The following is a 24,761-nucleotide window of genomic DNA, read 5'->3' as shown; positions in this document are numbered from 1 at the left end:
TCAGAATTACAAAGAATCAAGGAGAGTGATTCAAATGACACAGGTACGGTTAAGCTATGCGTATGGAACCAGCAGTCAACCTTTACTGGGCATGACCATTGGTGAAAAATTTGATCAGGCATGTGCGCAATATGCAGATCAGGATGCAGTGGTCAGTGTGCATCAGAATGTACGCTTAAGCTACAAAGAGCTACAAGCTCAGGTAAATGCACTGGCTTGTAGCTTACTTAAGCTGGGATTTAAAAAAGGCGATCGCCTTGCCATTTGGTCCCCCAATTGTGTGGAATGGACCATTACTCAATTCGCTGCATTTAAAGCGGGCATTATTCTTGTTAACCTAAACACCGCGTATAAAAGTAACGAGCTAGAATACGTACTGAATAAGGTTTCTTGTAAAGGTTTAGTCATTGCATCGCAATTTAAAACCACAAATTATCAAGAGCTTTTAACCAAAATTGCACCAGAGCTGCAAGAAGCTGAAGATAAAATCTTAAATGCGCTACGTTTACCTCATTTAAAACACGTGATTAAAATTGATGAAGCAGTGCATACAGGTATTCATCGTTTTCAAGATCTTTTGGGGCAACCTACTGCAAAACAACTTGATCATTTAGAAGGGGTTGCAAGTGAGTTGCAGTTTGATGAAACCATTAATATTCAGTTTACTTCGGGAACCACAGGTAACCCGAAAGGTACTATGCTCACGCACAATAACATTTTAAATAATGGTTATTTTGTGGGTGAAGCGATTCATTTGACCCCACAAGATCGCGTGTGTATTTCAGTACCATTATTTCACTGTTTCGGCATGGTGATGGGGAATTTAGCCTGTATTACACATGGTTCAACCATGGTCTATCCATCGGCTGTATTTAACCCATTAGACACTTTAAAAGCCATTCAGCAAGAGAAATGTACAGCAGCTTATGGTGTGCCCACCATGTTCATTGCGACCTTAGAGCATGAACAATTCAACGACTTTGATTTGAGTAGTTTACGTACAGGCATTATGGCAGGTAGCCCATGTCCGCGTGAAATTATGCAACGTGTCATGGAGCGAATGCACATGACGGAAATTACGATTTGTTATGGCATGACCGAAACAGCACCTGTCAGTGCACAAAGCTCGACCACTGATACGGTGGAGCAACGTGTCGGAACAGTAGGCCGTGTACATCCACATTTAGAAATCAAAATTGTGGATGAAGCAGGAAAAGTCGTACCACGTGGCAAACTCGGTGAACTCTGTGTTCGTGGTTATTCAGTGATGTTGGGTTATTGGGAAGATAGTGAAAAAACCCAAGAAGTGATTGATAACGCGCGCTGGATGCATACGGGTGATATTGCTGAAATGGATGATGACGGCTTTGTAAAAATTAAAGGTCGCATTAAAGATGTAGTGATTCGCGGTGGTGAAAATCTGTTCCCGAAAGAAATTGAAGATTTCTTATATACCCATCCAGATGTCAGTGATGTACAGGTGATTGGTCTGCCTGATGCACGCTATGGTGAAGAACTATGTGCCTGTATCATTCTCCATGAGCACCATGAAACGACAGAAGAAAGTATCCGACGTTATTGTGCTGAACATATTTCACATAATAAAGTACCACGTTATGTACGTTTCTTTACCGAGTTTCCAATGACCGCTTCAGGTAAAGCACAAAAATTCCGACTTCAAGAATTTATGCGTAAAGAGCTGAATTTAATGGAAGATATTGCATAATGTGATCTTCTGACTTGGAGTTTCCCTTTACTCTGCTTCAGGGTAAAGGGAGAAAACGAAAAGGTCTGAATAATTCAAACGGAATAAGGAAATCATGATGGAACTTCGTCACGATTGGACTCGCGCAGAAATACAAAATCTATATCAGCAACCCTTTTTAGATTTGGTTTTTCAAGCACAACAAATCCATCGACAAAATTTTAATGCGAACCAGATTCAGGTCAGTATTTTATTATCAATTAAAACAGGGAAATGCCCTGAAGATTGCAAATACTGCTCTCAATCTGCACGTTATGATTCAAAACTAGAAGCAGAAAAGCGTATTGCTGTAGAAAAGGTTATTAGCGAAGCAAAAGAAGCATTAGCGTCTGGTTCTTCTCGCTTCTGTATGGGTGCTGCATGGCGTAACCCGCATGAGCGTGATATGCCTTATGTGCTTGAAATGGTTCGTGAAGTAAAAGCTTTAGGTTTGGAAACTTGCATGACCTTAGGCATGTTAAACCAGTCTCAAGCTGAACGCTTAAAAGATGCAGGTTTAGATTACTATAACCACAACCTTGATACTTCGCGTGAGTATTATTCTAATATCATCAGTACCCGTACTTTCGATGATCGTTTAAATACACTTGAATATGTACGTGGTGCAGGCATGAAAGTGTGTAGCGGCGGTATTGTGGGTTTGGGTGAAGATACTGCCGATCGTATTGGCTTATTACTTGAACTAGCAACATTACCTATTCACCCAGAATCAGTGCCAATTAACATGTTGGTTCCAATTGAAGGTACGCCATTGGCAGATGTAGAAAAGCTCGATGTGACTGAATGGATTCGTACCATTGCTGTTGCACGTATCATTATGCCAAAAAGCTATATTCGTCTTTCTGCAGGTCGTGAATCTTTGTCTGATTCAGATCAAGCATTGGCATTTATGGCTGGTGCAAATTCCATTTTCTCGGGTGAAAAACTGCTGACGACGCCGAATGTCGCACAGGGCAAAGATCAACAATTATTTCAAAAATTAGGTTTAACGGTAGAAAAACCAAAACCTTCAATTGCGGAACTGACTTTGGATGCAATGTCGGTAGCTTAACAAAAATCATAAAGCAGTATGCAATGATGAATAGCTCTGAGCAATGTCATCATGGGCTGCCGAACTATTCAATAGAGTGCAGTATGGCCAAAGACTTTAACAGCCCACAAGTGGTGGAGGGATATGATGAGCATATCCGCAAGCTTATTCCAGGCTACGAATTAACGCATCAGCAAGTTGATGCGATTTTAACTCATCATTATGCCGAACAAGAACATGTAGACATTTTGGTGGTGGGCTGTGGAACAGGATATGAAATTCAATATTTGGCGCAAAAGCATCCAACTTGGAACTTTACAGCGCTAGATCCATCGCATGTCATGTTATGTAAGGCAAAGCAGCATCTAGAAAAGCAAGGTGTTTTAAGCCGTATTCGCTTTATTCATGGCGATACAAAATCCATCGGCACAACTCATACTTTTGACGCGGTATTATCTATTCTGGTGGCTCATTTTATTCCATTGGAATCAAAGCAAAACTTCTTTAAAGATATCTTTACTCAACTAAAACCCAATGGAATGTTACTGACTTATGACTTAATGAAAGAAACCGAAGCACATGAGATTTTTGTACTGAAGCAACTTTGTGAAAATAATGGCTTAACCACAGTTCAAAGTGAAAAAATGGTTGAACGATTACAGCAAGATTTTTTCCTTGTCTCTCCACGAATGGGACAGCAGCTCTTATCCAATGTTGGATTTAAAAAAGTTAAAACCTACAGCCAAATTCTAAATTATTACGGATTTTGTGCAGTGAAATAATGCTCATTGAAACAACGAACTTAATTAAGGAATACACAAAAGAATAAGGATATGAATATGCCTGCTTATTATCGTTTAATACAACGCGAACAACATGCAGATGGAAGTGTAACTGCACATTATCAATCGAACTTGCATGCACAAGGTGCTTGGAATCCGCATGAGCAACATATGGCACCTGCAACAGGCGTAATTTGTGCAGAATTGGAACAGTTTTTACCTCGAGATGACATGCGAATAGGGCGCATTAGTCTCGATATTTTTGGTTTAATTGGATTTGGCGATTTTAGCATTAGCACACGTATGGTTCGAGGTGGAAAAACCATTGAGCTGATTGAAAGCGAAATGAAAGCCAATGGTAAAACCTGTATTGTGGCCCGTGCATGGAAAATGCTTACACAGGACACGCATAGTATTGCGGGACTTGAAGATCAAAAAGTTCAACATCCAGAGCAATTGCCTGTTTGGGATGGCATGAAGTGCTGGCCAGGCGGTTATATTCAGAGTATTGAAACCCGTGCCGAAACGTCCCGCAGAGCAGGAAAAGGGCTCGTTTGGCTAACCAACCCATGTAATATGGTGGAAGGTAAAACCACATCAGATTTTGTCAAACTGATGGGCATGGTGGATACGGCAAATGGGGTTGTGCCGCGCCAAGACCCTCAAGCGGGCTGGGCATTTCCAAATTTAGATTTGCAAATTCATCTATATCGCATTCCTCAGGGACAATGGCTCGGTTTAGACGTCGAACAGCAATATGGTACAGATGGCATTGGTTTGACCAGTGCAGTCCTGCATGATGTACATGGCCCCTTTGGTCGCAGCGAACAAATCTTAACCTTACGAAAACTCTAATCTAAACCATAAAAGCTAAAGTTGAATGATACATTGCTGACTTAAGTTTTTAAGCTCAGCATGATTCACTTGAACATTGCTCCATTTCTCCATTTGCTGAATCAGCCATTCAAAATCTTCAACTTTAGGGATGGCTGTATCATCTATCAAATTTCTAATAATATTTTGAATTTTATAAAATTCTTGAACATGGATACGATCTGAACATTCAAATTGTAAAACTTCATATTCAGTTAATAATGCCCAAATCTGGCTAAAATTCTGCATGGTTTTGATTTCACGCTGGGCTTTTTGAATGGCTTGAGTAATTGCTTTTAAGGTATTCGGATGGGCTGTAGCCCATTCTTTGGTCACCGCTAATACTTTATCGGCAATTTCAGGAATGACATCTTGACTAGAAGCCACGATTTGACTCAGTCCTAAAACTTCACCTTGAGTATTCCAAGGCTCCCCAACACAGAAGCCATCAATCACCTGATTATTTAAGGCTTCTACCATATAAGGTGGCGGTAAAATTCTGAGTTTAATGCTTTGGGTTAATTCTGCATCTGCCAGTGCGAGCCATTCACGAATACAAAAATGATGAATGGAATTGGCAAATACATGTGCCAATTGAATATTTTGTCCGTGTTGAATCGCGGTCATAACTTTAGCCGCGACTTCCTTTGCGGTGTCGTTATGGGTAATGCCCAGCTCAAAACATAATTTCTGACTTAAACTGATATAAGCACGATTTACGCTTAACACTAAAGGGGTTTGAAATGGAATACCGATATGATCTGTACCAATTGAGGCTGCAGGTAAAATACCTGACAAACAGTGTGCTGCATCTAATAATCCAAAAGCCAAACGGTCTCGCAGACTAGCCCAAGAGGCTTCTTTAACCAGTGTGACATCTAATCCAAGTTCATCAAAATAACCACAATGTTTTGCCCAAAGTATAGAAATACAATCGAGCAATGGAATATAGCCAAGTTGAATATGTGTTTTTTCTAATGTAGACATAGCTTAATCCTTCAACTTGGTTTGTAGTAATTCTTGCGCATCGAGTAGGCGACGTGCCATTTCTCCCATGGTCATTCGATGGCTCATGGCATTTTTACGGAGTAATTGAAATGCTTGGTCTTCAGTGAGCTGATGCAGTTGCATCAAAAGAACTTTGGCTTTCTCGACATCTTTACGATCTGCCAGTTTATTCTGGGTTTCCTTTAAATCTGTCAGTAATTTCTTATGCTTTTTGAACTGTTCAATAGATATCTCTAAAATGCTATCTAATTTTGCAGGATCAATTCCATCGACAATATAAGCCGTAATTCCAGCATCAATAGCACTCTTAATCATGTCTTTTTGGCTATTTTGGGTAAATAGCACAGTGGGTAAATCAAACTGGCTCACACAACTTTCAATAATGTCACGATGTGGATGATCCATATCCAGCAAAATGACATCGGCCTGTAAGTGCTCTAATTTGAACATATTTAAATGATCGATGGTTAAGCAGGCCACCACGTCAAAATCGTGCTGAAGCAGTGAATCTTTTATATAGTTGGCACGATCTTGATCATCATCAATCAGGGCAATTTTAAGCTTTGGCATATTTGAGCTATCGCTATTGGGCTGCTAATCAGGGCAGAAATGATGTTTATTTTGTAGCATTAACAAGCAATAAACATGCCGATGTACCATTTTGGTGATTAAACATACAAAAAATACAAATAAGCAAATCCTAAAATTTATCTGTGCACCATTACAAAGCAAAATGTGCAATTTAGTGGCAAAAGCTCACATGATGGGGTGTTTCGATCGTCATCATCCAATACTTGAGATTGAATAGAATTTCAGCAGCAATATAAAAATAATTATTATTTTTAAAAAATATAAAACTAAAACAGTATCTTAGGTTGGTAGTGTTGATATTGGCATAGCAATTGCATTACCCCTTATGAGTCAAAGACGACTCTTAAAAAATTTGTAAGACGGCCAACGATGTCCGTTCTGATCGACCTATAAAGCAGATCACTCTGCCGAGTAGGAATTTATATACGTTCAGTTCAGGAAGGAGAGGGTTATGTCTTCAAATTTATATGAGAAAAAAGCCACAACAATAAGTCTTTTTAATTTTAAGACTTCAGCGATGCGAGCCTTCCACATGAGTTGGCTCGCCTTTTTTGTCTGCTTCTTTGCATGGTTTGCCTGTGCACCGCTCATGCCTGTCATTGCAGGCGAATTCCATCTGACTAAAGATCAAATCGCGAATATTAATATTGCAGCCGTTGCAATTACGATTTTGGTTCGTTTGATTGTTGGTCCACTCTGTGACAAATACGGCCCGCGCAAAACTTATACTGCGTTGCTTATTCTTGGCAGCATTCCTGTATTTGGAGTTGCATCTGCCAACAGTTATGAATCTTTTCTATTCTTTAGACTGCTCATTGGTGCAATTGGCGCAAGTTTCGTCATCACTCAATACCATACCAGCATTATGTTTGCTCCAAATGTTGTCGGGACTGCAAATGCAACTACTGCGGGTTGGGGAAATGCTGGGGGTGGTGCCACTCAAGCTTTAATGCCACTTCTACTTTCAGCTTTAGTAATGTTCGGTATTGAACAGGCTATGGGCTGGCGTATTGCCTTACTTGTTCCTGGCATCATGATGCTGATTGTGGGCGGACTGTATTGGAAATACACGCAAGATTGCCCACAAGGCAACTTCAAAGAATTACGCGCTCAAGGCATTCAAGTTGGCAGTGAGAAAAAAGGTGGCTTAAACATCTTAACGCATGCAGCCCGTAACTATCGTGTCTGGATTCTATTTGGCTCTTATGCCGCATGTTTTGGTATCGAAATTTTTATTCATAACATTGTCGCCATGTACTACGTGGAAAACTTTGGCTTTGGACTAAAAGAAGCAGGTTTGGCTGCGGGTATTTTCGGACTTTTGGCACTTTTTGCCCGTGCGCTGGGCGGCATTATTTCAGACAAAGTGGCAACTAAAAAAGGGCTGGATGGACGTACTAAAGTCTTGTTCGGCATGATCCTGATGGAAGGTCTGTTCCTAATTGTATTCTCACAAGTGAACACTGCGATATTGGCCATTTTAACCATGACCGTATTTGCTTTGTTTACCCACATGGCTTGCGGCGCAACCTATGCATTGGTGCCATTTATTGATCGTGATGCCTTAGGCGGGGTTGCAGGCATTATCGGTGCGGGGGGCAACGTAGGTGCGGTTGCAGCAGGTTTCCTACTGAAAGGTGTCCTAGATATTCAAACTTGCCTCATGGTTCTGGGTGGACTGGTGGTCATTGCAGCAAGTTTTGTGCTCATGATTCGCTTTTCAGTCGAACACAAAGAGAAAGAACAACGTCTATTTGAACAAGCCGTGCTTGATCGTAACAACATGGCATAAGTAAAAAAATTTAAGGAGAAAGAATATGAAACTACTTATGATTGGTCACGGTATGGTCGGGCACAAGTTCATTGAGAGTGTACTTGAGCAGGCAGGTGATGAAGTAGAAATTACCATTTTGGCAGAAGAACCACGTTTAGCGTATGACCGCGTGCATTTAACCGAATACTTTTCTGGAAAAAGTGCCAAAGATTTGTCACTTGCACGTGCAGACTTTGCCGATGCTTATGGAATTGATCTACGTTTAAATACCAAAGCCACTGCAATTGATCCAGAAAATAAATTTGTGACCACCAATCAGGGTGAAACACTTAGCTATGACAAATTGGTTTTAGCGACAGGCTCTTATGCTTTTGTACCGCCCATTCCGGGTAATGAACGCAAAAACTGTTTTGTTTACCGCACTATTGAAGACTTAGATGCCATTAAAGCGGCCAGTTTCAATGCAAAAACAGGTGTGGTGATTGGTGGTGGCTTATTAGGACTTGAAGCAGCAAAGGCGCTCCGTGACCTGAACTTAGAAACGCATGTGGTAGAGTTTGCGCCACGCTTAATGGCGGTGCAAATTGATGATTTAGGCGGCAAAGTACTCCGTACTAAAATTGAAAACCTCGGGGTCAAAGTTCATACCCAAAAAGCCACACAATGTATTGAAGATGGCTCATCCGCAGTTCATGTAATGAAATTTGGTGATGGTTCTGAACTTGAAACCGATATCGTCTTATTTTCAGCAGGTATTCGCCCACGCGATGAACTTGCCCGCTCAAGCGGTTTAGCCATTGGTGAGCGTGGCGGTATTGTGATTAATGATTATTGCCAAACCAGTCATGAAGATATTTATGCCATTGGTGAGTGTGCGCTTTGGAACAATAAAATTTTTGGCTTAGTCGCACCGGGCTATGACATGGCACGTATTGCGGCCAAGCATGTGATGCAGCAAGAATGTAACCTCTTCGCTGGTGCAGACATGAGCACCAAATTAAAGTTAATGGGTGTAGATGTCGCATCAGTGGGTGATGCACATGCCATGACTCCAAATTCATTGAGCTATTTCTATGCCGATGAAGATGCATTGGTGTATAAAAAAATCGTGGTCAATGCAGAAAAAACCAAACTTTTGGGTGCTGTATTGGTGGGTGATGCCAAAGAATATAGCGACTTGCTACAAATGATGTTAAATGGTCTGGCATTACCCGAAGTTCCAGAAAGCCTCATCATGCCAGGGTTTGCTGACTCAGGCGCTAAAGCAGGCGGCAGTGGTGTCGACTTACTGCCAGACAGTGCGACCATATGTTCATGTAATAACGTATCGAAAGCCGATATTTGTCAAGCCATTAGTGACGGATCGACCTCTTTGGGGGCATTAAAGAAATGTACCAAAGCTGCGACGGCTTGTGGGGGTTGTGCTCCTTTAGTAACGCAGGTATTGAAGTCTGAATTACAACGTCAAGGCGTCACGGTCAACAATCATATTTGCGAACACTTCCCATACTCACGCCAAGAGCTCTATCACTTGGTTCGTGTGAATGAAATTAAAACCTTCGATGACCTGATTCATCAGCATGGGCATGGTTTGGGCTGTGATATTTGCAAACCAACGGCTGCAAACATTTTAGCGTCTTGCTGGAATGATTTCGTACTTGAACCAAGTCATGCAGGTTTACAAGACAGTAACGACTACTATTTAGGAAACATCCAAAAAGATGGTTCTTACTCTGTTGTACCACGTATGGCTGGCGGTGAAGTCACACCAGATGGCTTAATTGCTATAGGTCAAATTGCCAAAAAATACAACCTGTACACCAAAATTACGGGCGGACAACGTGTTGATATGTTTGGCGCACAAGTGCACCAACTGCCGTTGATTTGGGAAGAGTTGAATGCCGCAGGTTTTGAGTCTGGTCATGCTTACGGTAAATCATTACGCACGGTTAAATCTTGTGTCGGCAGTACATGGTGTCGTTATGGTGTGGATGATTCAGTCGGTTTAGCCATCTTCCTTGAAAACCGCTACAAAGGTTTACGTTCACCACATAAATTAAAAATGGCAGTTTCGGGCTGTACCCGTGAATGTGCAGAAGCCCAAGGTAAAGATGTCGGTGTGATTGCCACTGAAAAAGGCTGGAACCTCTATGTCTGTGGTAATGGTGGCATGAAACCACGCCATGCAGAACTGATCGCATCTGACTTGGATACCGAAACTCTAATTCGTTATATCGACCGTTTCTTTATGTTCTACATACAAACCGCAGATCGTTTACAACGCACCAGCGTATGGCGCGACAACATGGAAGGTGGTTTGGATTATCTGAAATCCGTGATTATTGAAGACTCACTGGGTTTAGCCACAGAACTTGAACGTCGTATGCAGCACATTGTTGGGACTTATCAAGATGAATGGCGTACAGCAGTTGAGAACCCTGAAATTCGTAAACGTTTCCAAACTTATATCAATGCAAGCGCTGAACAGCAAGCCGATCCACACATTCAATTTACTCAAGAACGCGGACAAATTCGCCCATTAAACAGCGCAGAACGCGCTGAAGACCGTATTCCAATGGTTGAAGCATAATAAGGAGAACGTAAATGACGATTTTAAATGATAAAAATATGCTTCCAGATCAAAACTGGGTTGAGGTCTGTGATTTAAATGACATCACCCCAAATACGGGCGTAGGGGCTTTGGTTGAAGGGCAAGCAATTGCTTTGTTCCGTGTAGGGACAGAAAAACGCGTTTATGCACTGAGCAATAAAGATCCTTTCAGCCAAGCCAATGTCATGAGCCGTGGCATTATTGGCGACTTACAAGGTGAACGTGTTATTGCATCGCCCATTTATAAGCAGCATTTTAGTTTAGCCACTGGACGTTGTTTAGAAGATAAAGATCAAAAACTACTGGTGTTCCCAACCAAAATTCAAGATGGCCGTGTTTGGGTGAGTCCAACAGCACAAAAAACCTATATCACCAACAATGTGCCTTCTTTAGAAAAAATGAAGCTGGTTTTGGTTGGAAATGGTTTGGCAGGTATGCGCTGTCTTGAAGATTTATTGGATATGGCACCTGATCGTTATGAAATTACCGTCATTGGTGAAGAGCCATGGGGCAACTATAACCGCATTATGCTATCGCCAGTGTTATCTGGTGAAAAAACGGTTGAAGACATTATGCTGCACCCACATGCATGGTATCGCGACAAAGGTATACGTTTTATTGCAGATGATCCTGCCGTGAAAATAGATCGACCACGTAAACAAGTACATACCCAAACAGGCATTGTGGTGGATTATGACCGACTCATTTTAGCCACAGGGTCTAAGCCTTTTGTACCGCCAGTTAAAGGTGCCGACCTAAAAGGCGTCGTAAGTTTCCGTGATATTTATGATGTCAATACCATGCTGGAATATTGTGAGAACAAGCGTAATGCCGTGGTGATTGGTGCTGGTTTACTTGGTTTAGAAGCTGCTTATGGCTTAAAACGCCGTGGCATGAATGTTACCGTTTTACATTTAATGAATCGGATTATGGAACGTCAACTGGATGATCGTGCCAGTCAAATGCTTCGTCATAGTATTGAGCAAAAAGGGATTCGAATTATTACTGAAGCCAATACTGAAGAGCTAGTGGGTACAGATGGTCAAGTCCGCCAAGTACGTTTAAAAGATGGCAGCGTGTTAGATGCAGATTTGGTGGTCTTTGCAGTTGGTATTCGCCCGAATATTGGCCTAGCGCAAAGTGCAGGACTCAGAACCAACCGAGGGGTGATGGTGAATGACACCATGCAAACTTTTGACCCAAGTATTTATGCAGTGGGTGAATGTATTGAACATCGCAGTCAGACCTTTGGTTTAGTCGAGCCTTTATGGGGACAAGCTTTTATTTGCGCGAGTCACTTGGCAGAGCATGGCAGTCTGACCTTTAAAGCTCCAACGGTTCCGACCCAATTAAAAGTCAGTGGTGTCGATGTGTTTTCGGCAGGGAATTTTGAGCCTAAAGATAATTTTGAAGACATTATTTTAAATGATGAAAAACGTCAAATTTATAAACGCATCATCATTCAACAGGACAAAGTCATTGGAGCCGTCTTGTTCGGAGATACAGAAGATGGTGCTTGGTATGCCGAACTGATTGCAGATCAAACCCCAATTTCCAATATTCGCAATAAGCTGCTTTTTGGTCGGGATTTTGCATTAAAAAAAGTAGGTTAATTCAGATCACGCATCATTTTTTGCTGCCATGGTTTTAAAAGTAAGAATAGGGAGCACCGTATGACCAGTATTCCATTTGTGGAACTCCAAAACTCAACAGCTCCAGTTACAGCGAGCACAAAAACCACCTGTCCGTACTGTGGTGTGGGTTGCGGTGTAGTTGCACATGTCAAACATACGGCGCAAGGTCAAGTTGTGAGTGTAGAGGGGGATGCATCACATCCCTCTAACTATGGAAAATTGTGTATTAAAGGCAGTAATTTGGCGGATACACTTGGGTTGGAAACGCGCTTATTACAGCCCATGCTCGGAAGAAATACACAGCAAACAACAACAACTTGGGATACTGCACTCAATCAAATTGCGCAGCAATTCCAAAGCTGTATAGCGCAATATGGGGCTGAAAGCATCGCATTTTATGTATCGGGGCAATTACTGACCGAAGATTATTATGTGGTGAATAAATTCGTAAAAGGCTACTTAGGTACAGCCAATATTGATACCAATTCTCGCCTCTGTATGTCATCTGCTGTGGCCGCACATAAACGGGCTTTTGGTGAAGACATTGTTCCTGCCAGTTACCAAGATTTCGAACAAACCGATATGGTGGTTTTGGTGGGTTCAAATACGGCGTGGTGCCATCCCGTATTGTATCAACGGATTATGCAAGTCAAAGCCGAACGCGATATTTTTGTGGTTGTGATTGATCCACGTTTTACCAGTACTTGTGAACAAGCCGATTTACATTTGCCAATTTTACCGGGGCAAGATATTGCACTATTTAATGGACTCCTGCAGTATTTGCATCAAAATGGATGTGCAGATCAAGCCTTTATTGATGCAAATACACAAGGTATTGAAGCTGCTTTGCTCAGTAGCCAAGCAGAACAAAATCCAGAAGATGTCGCAAAACAAACGGGAATTACACTAGAGAAATTACAACAATTTTATGCCAAATTTGCACAAACTGAACGAGTAATGACCCTATTTTCAATGGGGGTCAATCAGTCTTCACAAGGTGTGAATAAAGCCAATGCAATTACCAATTGCCATTTATACAGTGGAAAAATTGGCAAGATTGGTGCGGCACCATTTTCAATGACAGGTCAGCCGAATGCCATGGGTGGCCGTGAAGTGGGTGGTTTAGCCAATATGTTGGCAGCTCATTTAGATATTGATAACCCTCAACATCAGCAATTGGTACAAAACTTTTGGCAAAGTCCTGTCATTGCTAAATCTGCTGGATTAAAAGCTGTTGATTTATTTGAAGCCGTTGAAAGTGGCAAAATTAAAGCACTTTGGATTATGGCCACCAATCCTGTGGTGAGTTTACCCAATGCAGATCAGGTCAAACGTGCCTTAGAAAAATGTCCTTTTGTGGTGGTTTCAGATATTTGCCAGAACACCGACACGACAGCATTTGCCGATGTTTTACTGCCTGCTTTAGGTTGGGGGGAAAAAGATGGCACGGTGACTAATTCTGAGCGACGTATTTCCAGACAACGGGCATTTTTAGATGCGCCGGGAACGGCCAAAGCAGACTGGTGGACAGTTTCGCAAGTGGCAAAAAGAATGGGATTTTCTGGTTTTAATTTTGAAAATGTCAGTGAAATTTTTAACGAGCATGCAGAACTTTCAGCCAGTGAAAATGTACCCTTAGCACAACGTGATGAATCAAAGACTTTCCGTTATTTCAATTTACAAGGTTTAACAGGGCTAACAGGACAAGAATACAATGATCTAAATCCAACTCAGTGGCCAGTATGGGATAAACAACAGTCTATTGAAACGGTACGACAGATCTATACCAATGGGCAATTTAGCCATCCTGATGGTAAAGCCAAATTTATTGCTGTAGAAAATATTGCTCCTGTAAATGCCTGTACCAGTGAATATCCTCTGGCTTTGAACACTGGTCGTATACGTGATCAGTGGCATACCATGAGTCGAACAGGATTATCGGCCAACTTAAGTACGCATCGTGCAGAACCATTTTGTGAGATTCATGCGCAGGATGCTTTGAAATATGGTTTGAAAGAAGGTGACTTGGTCGAAATGTCTTCGACTTGGGGGCGCTGTGTTTTAAAAACTGCTATTTCTCAAGGCATCCGTCGTGGGCAAGTTTTTGCCCCCATCCATTGGAACGATCAAGTCGCTTCAGATGCCCGCATTGGTCGAGTGGTCAATCCTGTGGTGGATGCTATTTCAGGTGAGCCAGAATTTAAGCACACACCCGTGATGCTGCAACCATTTTATACTCAATGGCAGGGCGTATTTTATGCTCGCAATGAGTACGCTGCTATGGTCAAGGCTTCTATAGAAACCTGTGTGTGGTGGACCAAAGTGACCACGGCCAAAGCTGTTCGTTATGAACTGGCAGATCGCCGTAAATACGATGATATTACCAAACATTTAAAAGAACTTTTACCGTTTCAAGATGAAAGTTTTGAATGGTTAAATGTTGACGATCATTCGGCACAAATCAGTCATAGCATCGTCTTAAAAGATGGCATTTTGATAGCCAGTTTATATATTGCCCCACGTGGTTTACTGCCAGACCGAGACTGGGTTGCAGGATTATTTAAGCGTGAGCGATTAAGTGCCATGCACCGTAAAGCGTTATTGGCGGGTCAACCTATTTCGATGAACAACAATGAAGGCCCATTGGTGTGTAGTTGCTTTAAAGTGGGTAAAAATCGAATTATTGAAACTATTAAAGAGAAAAACATCAGCAATGAAAAGCAAGTTACAGCTTGCTTAAAGGCAGGAGGCAATTGTGGTTCTTGCTTACCTGAAATTCGCGGCTTAATTAAAGCCTGTCAAACGGAGGATGTGGAATGATTAAAGCTTATCCTGCCACTGATCTTGTCATTCTTGCAGGAGGACAAGCACGACGTATGAACGGAATGAATAAACTTTTACAAACCTTTGATGATCAAATCCAGCTTTTAAAAATTCATCAAACCCTAAAACAGAAGGTGAATTCTATTTGGGTGAATAGCCATCGAGACTATTCACTTTACCGCGCCTTAGTGCCAAGTATTGCCTATTATCAAGATGAGGAATCTGGGTTTTTAGGTCCACTGATGGGCATGAAAAGCGCGTGGACAAATGTCCCATCGGACTATGTTCTATTTATTCCTTGTGATGTCACCTACATTCCATCTCGTGTGCTTGAGAAACTTCATGCTGTACTGGCAAAAAACACACAGGCTGAAGTGGCTTATGTCGAATTAAATGGACGTGCACTGTATCCCTTCTGTTTGTTAAAACGTAGCGCGTTGGAAAAATTAAATCGAGACATTGAACTAAAACAGTTCAGTTTAAAAAAGTGTTTTGCTGAAATGCACCCTCAAGTTGCACGGTTTAGTCATAAAAATCTATTTTTTCACAGTATTAACTCACTCGATGAACTACAACAGTACCAACAATTAAAATTTCTTAATTAAATCCAGAGATAGCACAAAGTTGGAACACTTATTGCTGAGTCATTTATAGCTATGAGCACAATCAAAGTGCAATCAGTTAATAAGCACAATTCTTGGGCATTTGGTCATTCCCACATGGAATAACATGCATGACAGTATCTATGGTAGAAACCCGTGCTGCATTTATAGATCAATTTGGTCGCAGCAAGCGTAAACTCAGAATTTCAGTGACCGATCGCTGTAATTTTAAGTGCGTCTATTGCATGCCTGAACATCCTGAGTGGATGAAGAAACATCAGATTTTAAGCTTTGAGGCATTGTTTCAGTTTTGCCAGTTTATGGTACAAAACGGGATTGAATATATTCGCATTACGGGTGGGGAACCTTTAATGCGTCAAGGGGTTGTGCATTTTGTTGCGGAACTGCAAAAACTTAAAAAAATCGGACTGAAACAAATTTCGATGACCAGCAATGGTCACTACTTAAAAAAATATGCGCAAGATTTAAAACGTGCAGGGCTAGACAGTATAAATGTCAGTTTAGATAGTTTAGATGCAATACAGTTCTTTCAGCTCACCCAAAAGCAGCTTGCTCCCGTGCTTGAGGGAATTCAAGCCGCATTAGCTGTGGGGCTGCCATTAAAAATTAACAGTGTGCTCATTCAAGGGCAAAATCATGAGCAAATCATTCCCTTGGTGCAATGGGCAAAAGACCTCGCTATTCCACTACGTTTTATTGAATTTATGCCTTTGGATGGTGACCGACATTGGAACGCTGAACATGTGGTCAGTGAACAGCAGATACTGGATACGCTTGCATCGAAATTTAATGTTCAAGCCATCCAAGAGCAGTCCAGAAGTCCAGCAAGACAGTATTGGGTCGATGGGCATCAAATCGGCATTATCTCCACCATTACTCATGCCTTTTGTGGAGAATGTGATCGTCTACGGTTGACCGCACAAGGCGAGTTTTATAACTGCCTATTTGCCACACAAGGGCAAGCGCTTAAAACTGAAATTGAGCAACTTCAGACGAAACAAAATGCGAGTCTGTTAAAGCAGAAACTTGAATCTTATATCTGGAACAAAAAAGCGGGGTTTCATGCCATTCAGGCACAGCAAACCTATAGAAAAATTAGTATGCATATGATCGGAGGTTAATATGTTGCAATCAAATTCAACCATCCAAATTAAAATTGAAGCTTATGGTGCAGTTGAAAAATTATTGCCTGCAAACCTTGTGATTTACAGCCCGCCCAATAGTGATATCGGGGCAGTCTTAAGCCAAGTCATGTCACTTTATCCTGAAGCTAAAACCCTGATTGAGCGCTGTGCCTGTGCAATCGGTGAAGACATTATCCCGCGTCATTTGGTTATTGAACATGCAATAACCCTCGTATTGTTATCGCCAGTGGCAGGGGGGTAAGTTAGATGAGCCTGAAAAATTTCCCACGAGTTCAAACCACCGCATTAACGCAAAGTGATTTTGATGGTATCCAACATTTTCCTGAATGTGGTGGTATTGGTATCTTTATCGGGACAGTACGTAATCACCATGAAGGTAAAGCGGTCAAAGCGTTGAAATATACTGCTTATGCTCCTGTTGCTGAAAAAATGATTCGCGCCATTGAGCAAGAAATTCAAGCCAAATATCAAGTGTCCTATGTTCGGGTGGTTCATCGCATTGGTGCTTTAGATATTGGCGATACTGCAATTATTGCCATGGCTTATGCCGCACATCGTCGAGAAGCCTTCCAAGCCTGTGAAGAAGCAGTAGAACGGGTTAAGCATGAAGTGCCTGTCTGGAAAGAAGAGTTTTATACAGATGGTTCGAGCCAATATGTAGAAGGTTGCTGTATCCGTAAAGATCAGGATTATGTTGCCATTACAACGCCTGTTCAGTCACATGCTCATCATGAATCATGTTCACACCATCAAACAAAAGCGGCTTCTGTTTAATATTTAGCAATAGGAAAGCACCATGAAAAATGTAGGCATGAAAGCCGAAAGCTATAGAACCGCAGTAGCAACGGGTATTTTGTATGCGCCTGCACACTGTATTGAGCTACTCCGCAATGGCAATACTGAAAAGGGTGATGCACTAAAAACTGCCCGTATCGCAGGAATCCTTGCAGCCAAGCGTACCGATGAACTGATTCCCTTGTGTCATCCATTACCTATTTACCGTGCAGATGTGGAATATGAACTCTTCGAACAACATGTCTTAATTACAGCAACCGTTGAAACTATTGGTCCAACAGGCGTGGAAATGGAGGCATTAACCGCGGTCAGTCTAGCGGGATTAACCCTCTATGACATGCTCAAGCCACATTGCGAACCAGAAGATTTATGCCTAGACCAATGTAAACTAGCGAAGAAAAAAGGGGGCAAGTCTCATTATACTCGCGCACTAAAAGATGCCATTCCTGCTTCAATCATTGTCCTCTCCGATACGGTTGCCGCAGGTAAAAAGCCAGATACCGCAGGCTTAAATGTGCTGGAGATCCTTCAAGAAGCCAATTTTAAAGAGATTGCGTATCAGGTGATTCCAGACAGTCCAGAGCAATTGCTGGCATTAATCGAACAGCAAAAAAAAGAGTATCCTCTTATTCTGACCGTGGGTGGAACGGGGCTTGGTCCGAAAGATCTTACCGTAGAAACTCTACAACCCTTAATGAAACGTGAAATTCCGGGGTTAATGGAAGCCTCTCGTAGTTTTGGTCAGAAACGCACACCTTATGCAGCACTTAGCCGTGGTGTTGCAGGTTATATTGATCAGAGTCTAGTGATCACTTTACCCGGAAGCCGTCAGGGCGCGAAAGAATCCCTCATTGCGATTCAACCTGCATTAATTCATCTGTTCGATATACAGAAAAATATTCCTCATGCAGGAGGGTATCAATAATGTCGGGTTGTTGTGCTGAAACAGGAATGATGAGTGTAGATCAAGCCCTTGCGATGATAGTAAATCGAGTTCATGCATTAGCCAGTGAAAGTATTCCATTGCAACAGGCATTGAATCGATACTTAGCAGTAGATATTCACTCTGAAATTGATTTGCCCTTGTTTAATCAAAGTGCGGTCGATGGTTATGCCCTATGCAGCAATCAGCCAATCCTAGAGAATTCCAAGTTTGAATTGATTGGTGAAATTCGAGCAGGGCAAGATCAAAACTTGCAACTTGAAAATGGACAGGCACTACGTATTTTCACAGGTGCAAAAATCCCTGAAGGTACAACAACCGTTGCACGGCAAGAAATTGTCACCCCATTGAGCCCTGATCAAATTCAAATCAATGTCGCCTTAGAAATACATGCCGATATTCGTGATGTAGGAGAAGAATTGAGTCGCGGACAACTACTGGCAAATCAAGGACAGCATTTAAGTGTTGGGGCTATAGCTGCATTGGCGATGGCAGGGGTTCAACAGGTTAAAGTCTATCAATTTCCCAAAGTTGCCGTGGTCATTACTGGAGATGAAGTCGCTAAAACACTAGATGATTTTAGTGCGGGAAAAATTTTTGATGCCAATGCCCCATTAATCCAAGCATGGTTTGAACAACAGCAGCAAAATGTCAACATTTACCATGTCGAAGATACCGAACTGACGCTACAACAGTTGATTCAACAACTCAAACAAGAGTACGACGTCATTTTGACCACTGGTGGAGTTTCGGTCGGAGACTATGACTTTGTACGACCTGTGGCATTAGCGCAAGGCTTTCAGCAAATCTTTTGGAAAGTAAAACAGAAACCTGGTAAACCGATGCTCTTTGCAGAATATCAACGTGCATCTGGCGATACTTGTTATTTATTAGGACTACCGGGGAATCCCGCTGCGGTATTTGTCGGCATGCAAATTTATACTGCAACCTTATTAAATGCATTACAAGGTCAGACTCAATTACCTAACTGGTTTAACGCAACCTTAAAGCAATCCATCAAAAGTGATTCGAGAGAACGCTTTCTGAGAATGTTTGCTCATTTTGAGCAAGGGCAATTATGGGTCGAAAATTTATCAAAACAGCAATCACATATGCTGAGTAATCTGATGCACGCCAATTGTTTGGTTCGAATACCTGAAAATCAGGTTTTAAGTGCAGGATCAACGGTACAAGGGCTTTTCCTGTAATCAAACCACTATCGTTAAATTAAGAGGTCGGGATTGTATGAAAATTAAACCTGCTTTAGTGCTTGTTACAACCTGCTGTTTGAGCATTTTAAGTCATGCCAATACCGTCAAAATCTATGCCGCAGCCAGTTTATCCAATGCTTTAACTGATATTTCCAAACAGTATCAGGCACAATATCCAAAAACTAAGATTGTGCCTGTGTTTGGCGCATCCTCTGCTTTAGCAAAACAGATAGAAGCGGGGGCAAGTAGCGATATCTATTTCTCTGCGGATCTAGACTGGATGAATTATCTGGTACAAAAACAGAAAATTAGCGGTAAGCAAGTGCATCCTTTTTTATTGAATCAATTGGTCGCCATTAGCTCGCGTCAATTAAATATTCCGTTTCAAGCCAAACCACAATTTAACTTTGCAGGAGCTTTTCAGGGATACCTGTGTACAGGGCAAATGGAATCTGTCCCTGCGGGGAAATATGCCAAGCAAAGTTTAATTAAGCTGAATTGGTTCAAAGCTTTAAAAGGTCGAATTGTGGGAACAGATGATGTACGCGCTGCTTTGGCATTTATTGAACGCGGGGAATGCACTGTTGGAATTGTCTATAAAACCGATGCACTCATTAGCCAGAAGGTTAAAATTATTGGGACTTTCCCTGCCAATTCACATCATCCGATTATTTATCCTATTGCGCTTACTCAGCAAGGCATGACCAATCAAGATGCCTTGAAATTTGAACAATATGTGCGTACTAACAGCCAAGCAAAGCAAATTTTTCAACGCTATGGTTTTGTTTTAAAACAATAGGACTGAATCCATGTTAAGCCCAGAGGAACTCAGTGCATTATATTTATCAGCCAAAGTCGCGATATTTGCGACCTTGCTGAGTTTGCCTTTTGCCATTGCTTTGGCTTGGGTTTTAGCACGTTATGAGTTTCGGCTTAAATTTGTATTAGAAGCCATCTTACAAATGCCGATGGTATTACCTCCCGTAGTTTTGGGCTATTTACTCTTGGTTTTATTTGGGCAACAAGGCTGGATTGGGCGCTACTTAAATGAACTCGGTATTCAGGTGGTTTTTAACTGGAAAGGCGCCGTACTTGCTTCAATGATCGTGGCTTTTCCCTTGATGGTGCAGCCCATTCGTCTGTCTTTTCAATTGATTAATCAACAATTAGAACAAGTAGCGGCAACTTTAGGTGCCAGCCCGATACGGGTGTTTTGTAGTATTAGTTTACCTTTGGCAATTCCCGGCATCATTATTGGTAGCATCTTGTGTTTTAGCCGTAGCCTTGGTGAATTTGGCGCAACCATTACTTTTGTTGGCAATATTCCAGATGAAACACGCACGATACCGATTGCAATTTATTCATTTCTACAACAACCCAATGGCGAAGAAATGGCAATGCGCTTAGTTGCACTTTCTATGCTGTTGGCCTTTAGTGCATTAATTGCCAATTATATGATTTTGCAGAAATATCAAAAGCAATTAGGAGTTTAACGTCATGTTGATCTGTAAATTCCATTATCAACGAGCTGATTTTAATTTAAATATTCAACTTGAAATGCAGCACCCAATTTTAGGCATTGTCGGTTCATCGGGAAGTGGTAAAACCACCTTGCTCAAGAACATAGCAGGATTACTCAATCCGCTATCGGGTGATATTCAATTGGGTTCTCAAACTTTATTTGCTTCATCTCGGAAGATCAACTTAGCGCCCCATCAACGACAAGTTGCTTTAGTCTTTCAACAAGCGTTGTTATTCCCACATTTAAATGTTCAACAAAACCTAAAATATGCAGAAAAACTTCAAGATCCTCAAGATATTAAATTTCACTCTGCACAAATTGTAGAATTATTAGAATTAGAACATCTGATTCAACGCAAAGCCCATCAACTATCAGGGGGTGAAGCCCAGCGTGTTTGTATTGGACGTGCATTGTTGTCGTCACCCAATTTATTACTTTTAGATGAACCACTTACAGGTTTAGATCGTCAACTCAAACAACAAATATTACCTTTTTTTAAACGCATTAAAGATGAACTAAATTTACCGATGATTTATGTCACGCATCATATGGATGAATTAAAAAGCTTAGAGGCGGAGATTCTCACCATGCGTGTGGGGAAGTTATTAATTTAAATAATTAAGAAAATACATACAATCACAGAAAAAGATAGAATTTGATATTGGCGTAAATATGAAAAAAAGCGATGATATGCGCTTATTGAAATAAAATCAGGATTTCTATTTTAGTGTTCGAACTTGACTGTAAACTTCTCAGCATTTTTTTCTATGTGTATAAATTTAAAAGTGTTTCGGTTGCTGCAGAACAACTCTGCATGAGTCAACCTGCGGTCAGTAATAGCTTAAATAAAATCCGTCAACATTATAACGATCCGCTATTTTTACGTATTGGCAATGAAATGATGCCGACGGAACTCTCCAAGCAGTTATTTCCATTGGTGAGTGAAGCCTTAAACCGAATTGAATTAATTAATAATTTCACCATCGATTTTGATGAAATGAATTCACATCAGCAATTTAACATTGCGATGACAGATGTATCACATTTAGTCTTGCTGCCAAAGATTTCACAATACTTAAAACAGCATGCACCCCATGTAAGATTAAATGTGCGTCCGATTACCTCTGAAACCAGTTATCAAATGGCAAATGGAGAAATTGATCTGGCGATTGGTTTCTTGCCGCACATGGAAAATGGTTTTTATCAACAATTGTTATTTGAACAATACTATGTGGTGATTGCCGCGAAAAACCATCCTCGTTTAACGCCAAATCATTTAACCATTGAACAGTATCTGGCAGAGTCACATATAGATATTGACGCTGGCATTGGTCATTATCATATTGAAAATGAGCTGTTAAATTTAGATCTAAAACGCAATATTATCATGCGCTTACCAAGCTACTTGGGTGTGGGTTTGGTAGTGCAAGAGTCCGATGCGATTGCCACTGTGCCTTATTACCTGAGTGAAGTATTATTATCGCGCGGTAATTTACAAATTTTTAATGCGCCTATTTCATTTCCGACTTATAGCGTAAAACAGTTCTGGCATATGTCATGTCATCATAAGACCAGCCATCAATGGCTAAGACAAATGTGTCATGAAATTTTAGCGCGATAGAAATTACTCAAAATATAAAAAAGAGGTCTAATTAGACCTCTTTTTATTGATGAATTGTATAATCTTGATTACTGTTGCGTGTCGCATTCATTAATAATTTGCCCTGTATGCTTAGGCGTGATTAATGGTGCTGTCGGGCGTGGGCCTGTGTATTGTAGGCCAATTCCTGCATAAACATCATCTGCCGCGACTTCTGTTTCAAAGCGTTCTTTGTCACGTTCACGAATTTCACGACTAATTTCTTCGACCTCGTTTAGGTCAACGCCAAGTTCTTCTAAAATCGCTCCACCAAACACCATAGCCGACTCAAAAGTTTCCCGAATCATGTAATCGACATTTTGTTTAGCCAAATGTAAGGCGTGTTCACGGTCATATGAGCGTACCAATAGTTTGGTTAGGGGAAATTCATGCTGTACCAACTCTACAATTTTATTCGTAGTTTCTTTGTGGTCTACGCAGACCACAATGGCTTCTGCTGTGTCTGCTCCTGACGCATGTAAAATATCTAAGCGAGAACCATCGCCATAATAAATGGTAAAACCAAAGCGTTCCGCGTTTTGAATCATGTCGATATCATTATCAATAATTGTGACATCAACACCGCGTGCGAGTAACAATTGACTGGTAACTTGCCCAAAACGACCAAAACCAATCATCAAAACTTTACCCGAAAGACCATCTGCAATACGTATATTGTCTAATGAAACTTGTGCTGTTTTTTGGGTAAATCGTTTAAATAAAATACCGATAATTGGTGTAAGAATCATCGACAAAACTACAATAGCGGTAAGATTCGAGCGTTCGACAGCGCTAATTACTTGAGCGCTCATTGCTGCCGTGAACAGCACAAAAGCAAATTCCCCGCCTTGAGCCATCAGTAATGCACGATCAAGCGCTTCGATATGCGGGCTTTTGGTTAAACGAGCGGTAAGATAGATCATCACTGCTTTAACAAACATTAATGCAACGACGGCACTGAGAATCAGTGGCCAGTTATTTTTCACTACTTTTAGGTCTAAGGACATTCCAACGCCAAGGAAAAATAAACCAAGTAAAATTCCTCGAAAAGGCTCAATATCGGCTTCAATTTGATGGCGGAAGGTTGATTCGGAGAGGAGTACGCCCGCTAGAAAAGCACCCATTGCCATAGAAAGCCCACTAATTTGCATGAGCAATGCTGCGCCTAAGACAACCAATAATGCTGCTGCGGTCATCACTTCACGTGCTTTCGCTGCTGCTAATAGACGGAATAGAGGATTGAGTAACCAATAACCAGCCGCGATTAAACCCGCAATTGAAATTAAGCCAATACCAATATTTTGCAAACGCACCGAGGTGCTTTCAACAACATGATTCGGAGCGATAAATGCAACAATCGCGAGTAAAGGAACAATCAGCAAATCTTCAAATAAAAGAATAGAGACAATTTTTTGTCCACGAGGTTGTGCAATATCACCACGATCTCCCAAAAGTTGCATCACAATTGCGGTAGATGTAAGGACAAAACCCGCAGCACACACAAAACTCACTTGCCAAGAATAGCCATAAACTAAGCCGACGCCAGTCAGCCCAATTGAACATGCGATAATTTGTAAGGTTCCGAGTCCAAAAATTTCCTTTCTTAAACTCCATAAATGTGAAGGACGCATTTCTAGCCCAATCACAAACAGATACATCACAATACCCAGTTCAGCGATATGTAAAATTGATGCTGAATCATAGAAAAAAGCCAAACCAAATGGCCCAATAATTAATCCCGCAATTAGATAGCCCAATACCGAACTCAGCCCCAAGCGTTTGATCACTGGCACAGCGATGACGGCTGCTGTAAGTAAGATTACAGGGGAGATGAGACTAAGAGAATCCGCTTCTGCACTCATATATTTCTCATATTTATTGAATTATTTTGAAAAATATTAACTGATTATGCGGTCAGAGGACATCATAATTTGAACTTGAGTCAGATTGAATGATAGAACTATAGACGCCAAATTGGCTTGGAGAATATTT

General features: G+C 41.3%; 21 protein-coding genes. 18 read left to right on the top strand and 3 right to left on the bottom strand.

Annotation, left to right across the window (positions count from 1 at the left end):
- The first annotated feature begins 34 nt into the window (after window positions 1-34).
- The 4 genes from I593_RS12935 (at window position 35) to I593_RS12920 (ending at window position 4,432) form a co-directional block, all read left to right on the top strand.
- Entirely contained in the window at window positions 35-1,726 is a 1,692-nt protein-coding gene (locus tag I593_RS12935) for an AMP-binding protein (protein WP_016168029.1), read from the top strand.
- Between the two features lie 97 nt (window positions 1,727-1,823).
- Complete coding sequence (bioB, locus tag I593_RS12930; RefSeq protein WP_016168028.1) at window positions 1,824-2,816, top strand: biotin synthase BioB; 993 nt, start codon at window positions 1,824-1,826, stop codon at window positions 2,814-2,816.
- Between the two features lie 83 nt (window positions 2,817-2,899).
- Complete coding sequence (locus tag I593_RS12925; RefSeq protein ID WP_016168027.1) at window positions 2,900-3,577, top strand: class I SAM-dependent methyltransferase; 678 nt, start codon at window positions 2,900-2,902, stop codon at window positions 3,575-3,577.
- 57 nt (window positions 3,578-3,634) lie between these two features.
- The gene (locus I593_RS12920) at window positions 3,635-4,432 is read left to right on the top strand and encodes a thioesterase family protein (RefSeq protein WP_016168026.1); all 798 of its coding nucleotides are present in this window, start codon (window positions 3,635-3,637) and stop codon (window positions 4,430-4,432) included.
- A gap of 15 nt (window positions 4,433-4,447) precedes the next feature.
- Here the strand turns inward: I593_RS12920 and I593_RS12915 are convergent, their stop codons facing one another.
- On the bottom strand, window positions 4,448-5,437 hold the full coding sequence (locus tag I593_RS12915; protein ID WP_016168025.1) for an ABC transporter substrate-binding protein: 990 nt from the start codon (window positions 5,435-5,437) through the stop codon (window positions 4,448-4,450).
- Between the two features lie 3 nt (window positions 5,438-5,440).
- On the bottom strand, window positions 5,441-6,028 hold the full coding sequence (locus I593_RS12910; protein WP_016168024.1) for an ANTAR domain-containing response regulator: 588 nt from the start codon (window positions 6,026-6,028) through the stop codon (window positions 5,441-5,443).
- A gap of 472 nt (window positions 6,029-6,500) precedes the next feature.
- On the opposite strand from I593_RS12910, the gene I593_RS12905 reads away from it, so the two are divergent.
- The 14 genes from I593_RS12905 (at window position 6,501) to I593_RS12840 (ending at window position 22,751) form a co-directional block, all read left to right on the top strand.
- A complete protein-coding gene (locus tag I593_RS12905; protein ID WP_016168023.1) occupies window positions 6,501-7,841 on the top strand; it encodes an MFS transporter in 1,341 nt (446 codons plus the stop codon).
- Between the two features lie 25 nt (window positions 7,842-7,866).
- Window positions 7,867-10,413 carry a nitrite reductase large subunit NirB gene (gene nirB, locus I593_RS12900; protein WP_016168022.1) on the top strand — a complete coding sequence of 849 codons (2,547 nt, stop codon included), beginning with the start codon at window positions 7,867-7,869 and terminating at the stop codon, window positions 10,411-10,413.
- Between the two features lie 14 nt (window positions 10,414-10,427).
- Complete coding sequence (gene nirD, locus I593_RS12895; RefSeq protein WP_016168021.1) at window positions 10,428-12,047, top strand: nitrite reductase small subunit NirD; 1,620 nt, start codon at window positions 10,428-10,430, stop codon at window positions 12,045-12,047.
- A gap of 60 nt (window positions 12,048-12,107) precedes the next feature.
- Window positions 12,108-14,888 (top strand): nitrate reductase, encoded by a 2,781-nt coding sequence (locus tag I593_RS12890; protein ID WP_016168020.1) that lies wholly within the window; start codon window positions 12,108-12,110, stop codon window positions 14,886-14,888.
- Entirely contained in the window at window positions 14,885-15,496 is a 612-nt protein-coding gene (mobA, locus tag I593_RS12885; protein WP_016168019.1) for a molybdenum cofactor guanylyltransferase, read from the top strand. Before I593_RS12890 ends, mobA begins: the two co-directional genes overlap by 4 nt.
- 128 nt (window positions 15,497-15,624) lie before the next feature.
- Window positions 15,625-16,635, top strand: a complete 1,011-nt coding sequence (moaA, locus tag I593_RS12880; RefSeq protein WP_016168018.1) for a GTP 3',8-cyclase MoaA — start codon at window positions 15,625-15,627, stop codon at window positions 16,633-16,635.
- 1 nt (window position 16,636) lies between these two features.
- Window positions 16,637-16,900: a MoaD/ThiS family protein gene (locus I593_RS12875; RefSeq protein ID WP_016168017.1), complete on the top strand. Its 264-nt coding sequence runs from the start codon at window positions 16,637-16,639 to the stop codon at window positions 16,898-16,900.
- A gap of 5 nt (window positions 16,901-16,905) precedes the next feature.
- Window positions 16,906-17,433, top strand: coding sequence for a molybdenum cofactor biosynthesis protein MoaE (locus I593_RS12870; RefSeq protein WP_016168016.1), 528 nt, complete (start codon window positions 16,906-16,908; stop codon window positions 17,431-17,433).
- A gap of 22 nt (window positions 17,434-17,455) precedes the next feature.
- On the top strand, window positions 17,456-18,379 hold the full coding sequence (gene moaCB, locus I593_RS12865; RefSeq protein WP_016168015.1) for a bifunctional molybdenum cofactor biosynthesis protein MoaC/MoaB: 924 nt from the start codon (window positions 17,456-17,458) through the stop codon (window positions 18,377-18,379).
- Entirely contained in the window at window positions 18,379-19,605 is a 1,227-nt protein-coding gene (locus I593_RS12860; protein WP_016168014.1) for a molybdopterin molybdotransferase MoeA, read from the top strand. The genes moaCB and I593_RS12860 overlap by 1 nt, the downstream gene beginning before the upstream one ends.
- Window positions 19,606-19,642: 37 nt before the next feature.
- Window positions 19,643-20,407: a molybdate ABC transporter substrate-binding protein gene (gene modA, locus I593_RS12855; RefSeq protein WP_016168013.1), complete on the top strand. Its 765-nt coding sequence runs from the start codon at window positions 19,643-19,645 to the stop codon at window positions 20,405-20,407.
- Between the two features lie 10 nt (window positions 20,408-20,417).
- Entirely contained in the window at window positions 20,418-21,101 is a 684-nt protein-coding gene (modB, locus tag I593_RS12850; protein WP_016168012.1) for a molybdate ABC transporter permease subunit, read from the top strand.
- 4 nt (window positions 21,102-21,105) lie between these two features.
- The gene (locus tag I593_RS12845; protein WP_016168011.1) at window positions 21,106-21,744 is read left to right on the top strand and encodes an ATP-binding cassette domain-containing protein; all 639 of its coding nucleotides are present in this window, start codon (window positions 21,106-21,108) and stop codon (window positions 21,742-21,744) included.
- Between the two features lie 113 nt (window positions 21,745-21,857).
- Window positions 21,858-22,751, top strand: a complete 894-nt coding sequence (locus tag I593_RS12840; protein ID WP_016168010.1) for a LysR substrate-binding domain-containing protein — start codon at window positions 21,858-21,860, stop codon at window positions 22,749-22,751.
- A gap of 68 nt (window positions 22,752-22,819) precedes the next feature.
- On the opposite strand, the gene I593_RS12835 is transcribed toward I593_RS12840, so the two are convergent.
- On the bottom strand, window positions 22,820-24,631 hold the full coding sequence (locus I593_RS12835) for a monovalent cation:proton antiporter-2 (CPA2) family protein (RefSeq protein ID WP_016168009.1): 1,812 nt from the start codon (window positions 24,629-24,631) through the stop codon (window positions 22,820-22,822).
- Between the last annotated feature and the right edge of the window lie 130 nt (window positions 24,632-24,761).

This window comes from Acinetobacter tandoii DSM 14970 = CIP 107469 (genome assembly GCF_000400735.1).
Taxonomy (GTDB): Bacteria; Pseudomonadota; Gammaproteobacteria; order Pseudomonadales; family Moraxellaceae; genus Acinetobacter; species Acinetobacter tandoii.
The sequence above is the reverse complement of the archived record's forward strand: the minus strand, read 5'-3'. Positions and strand labels throughout refer to the sequence as shown.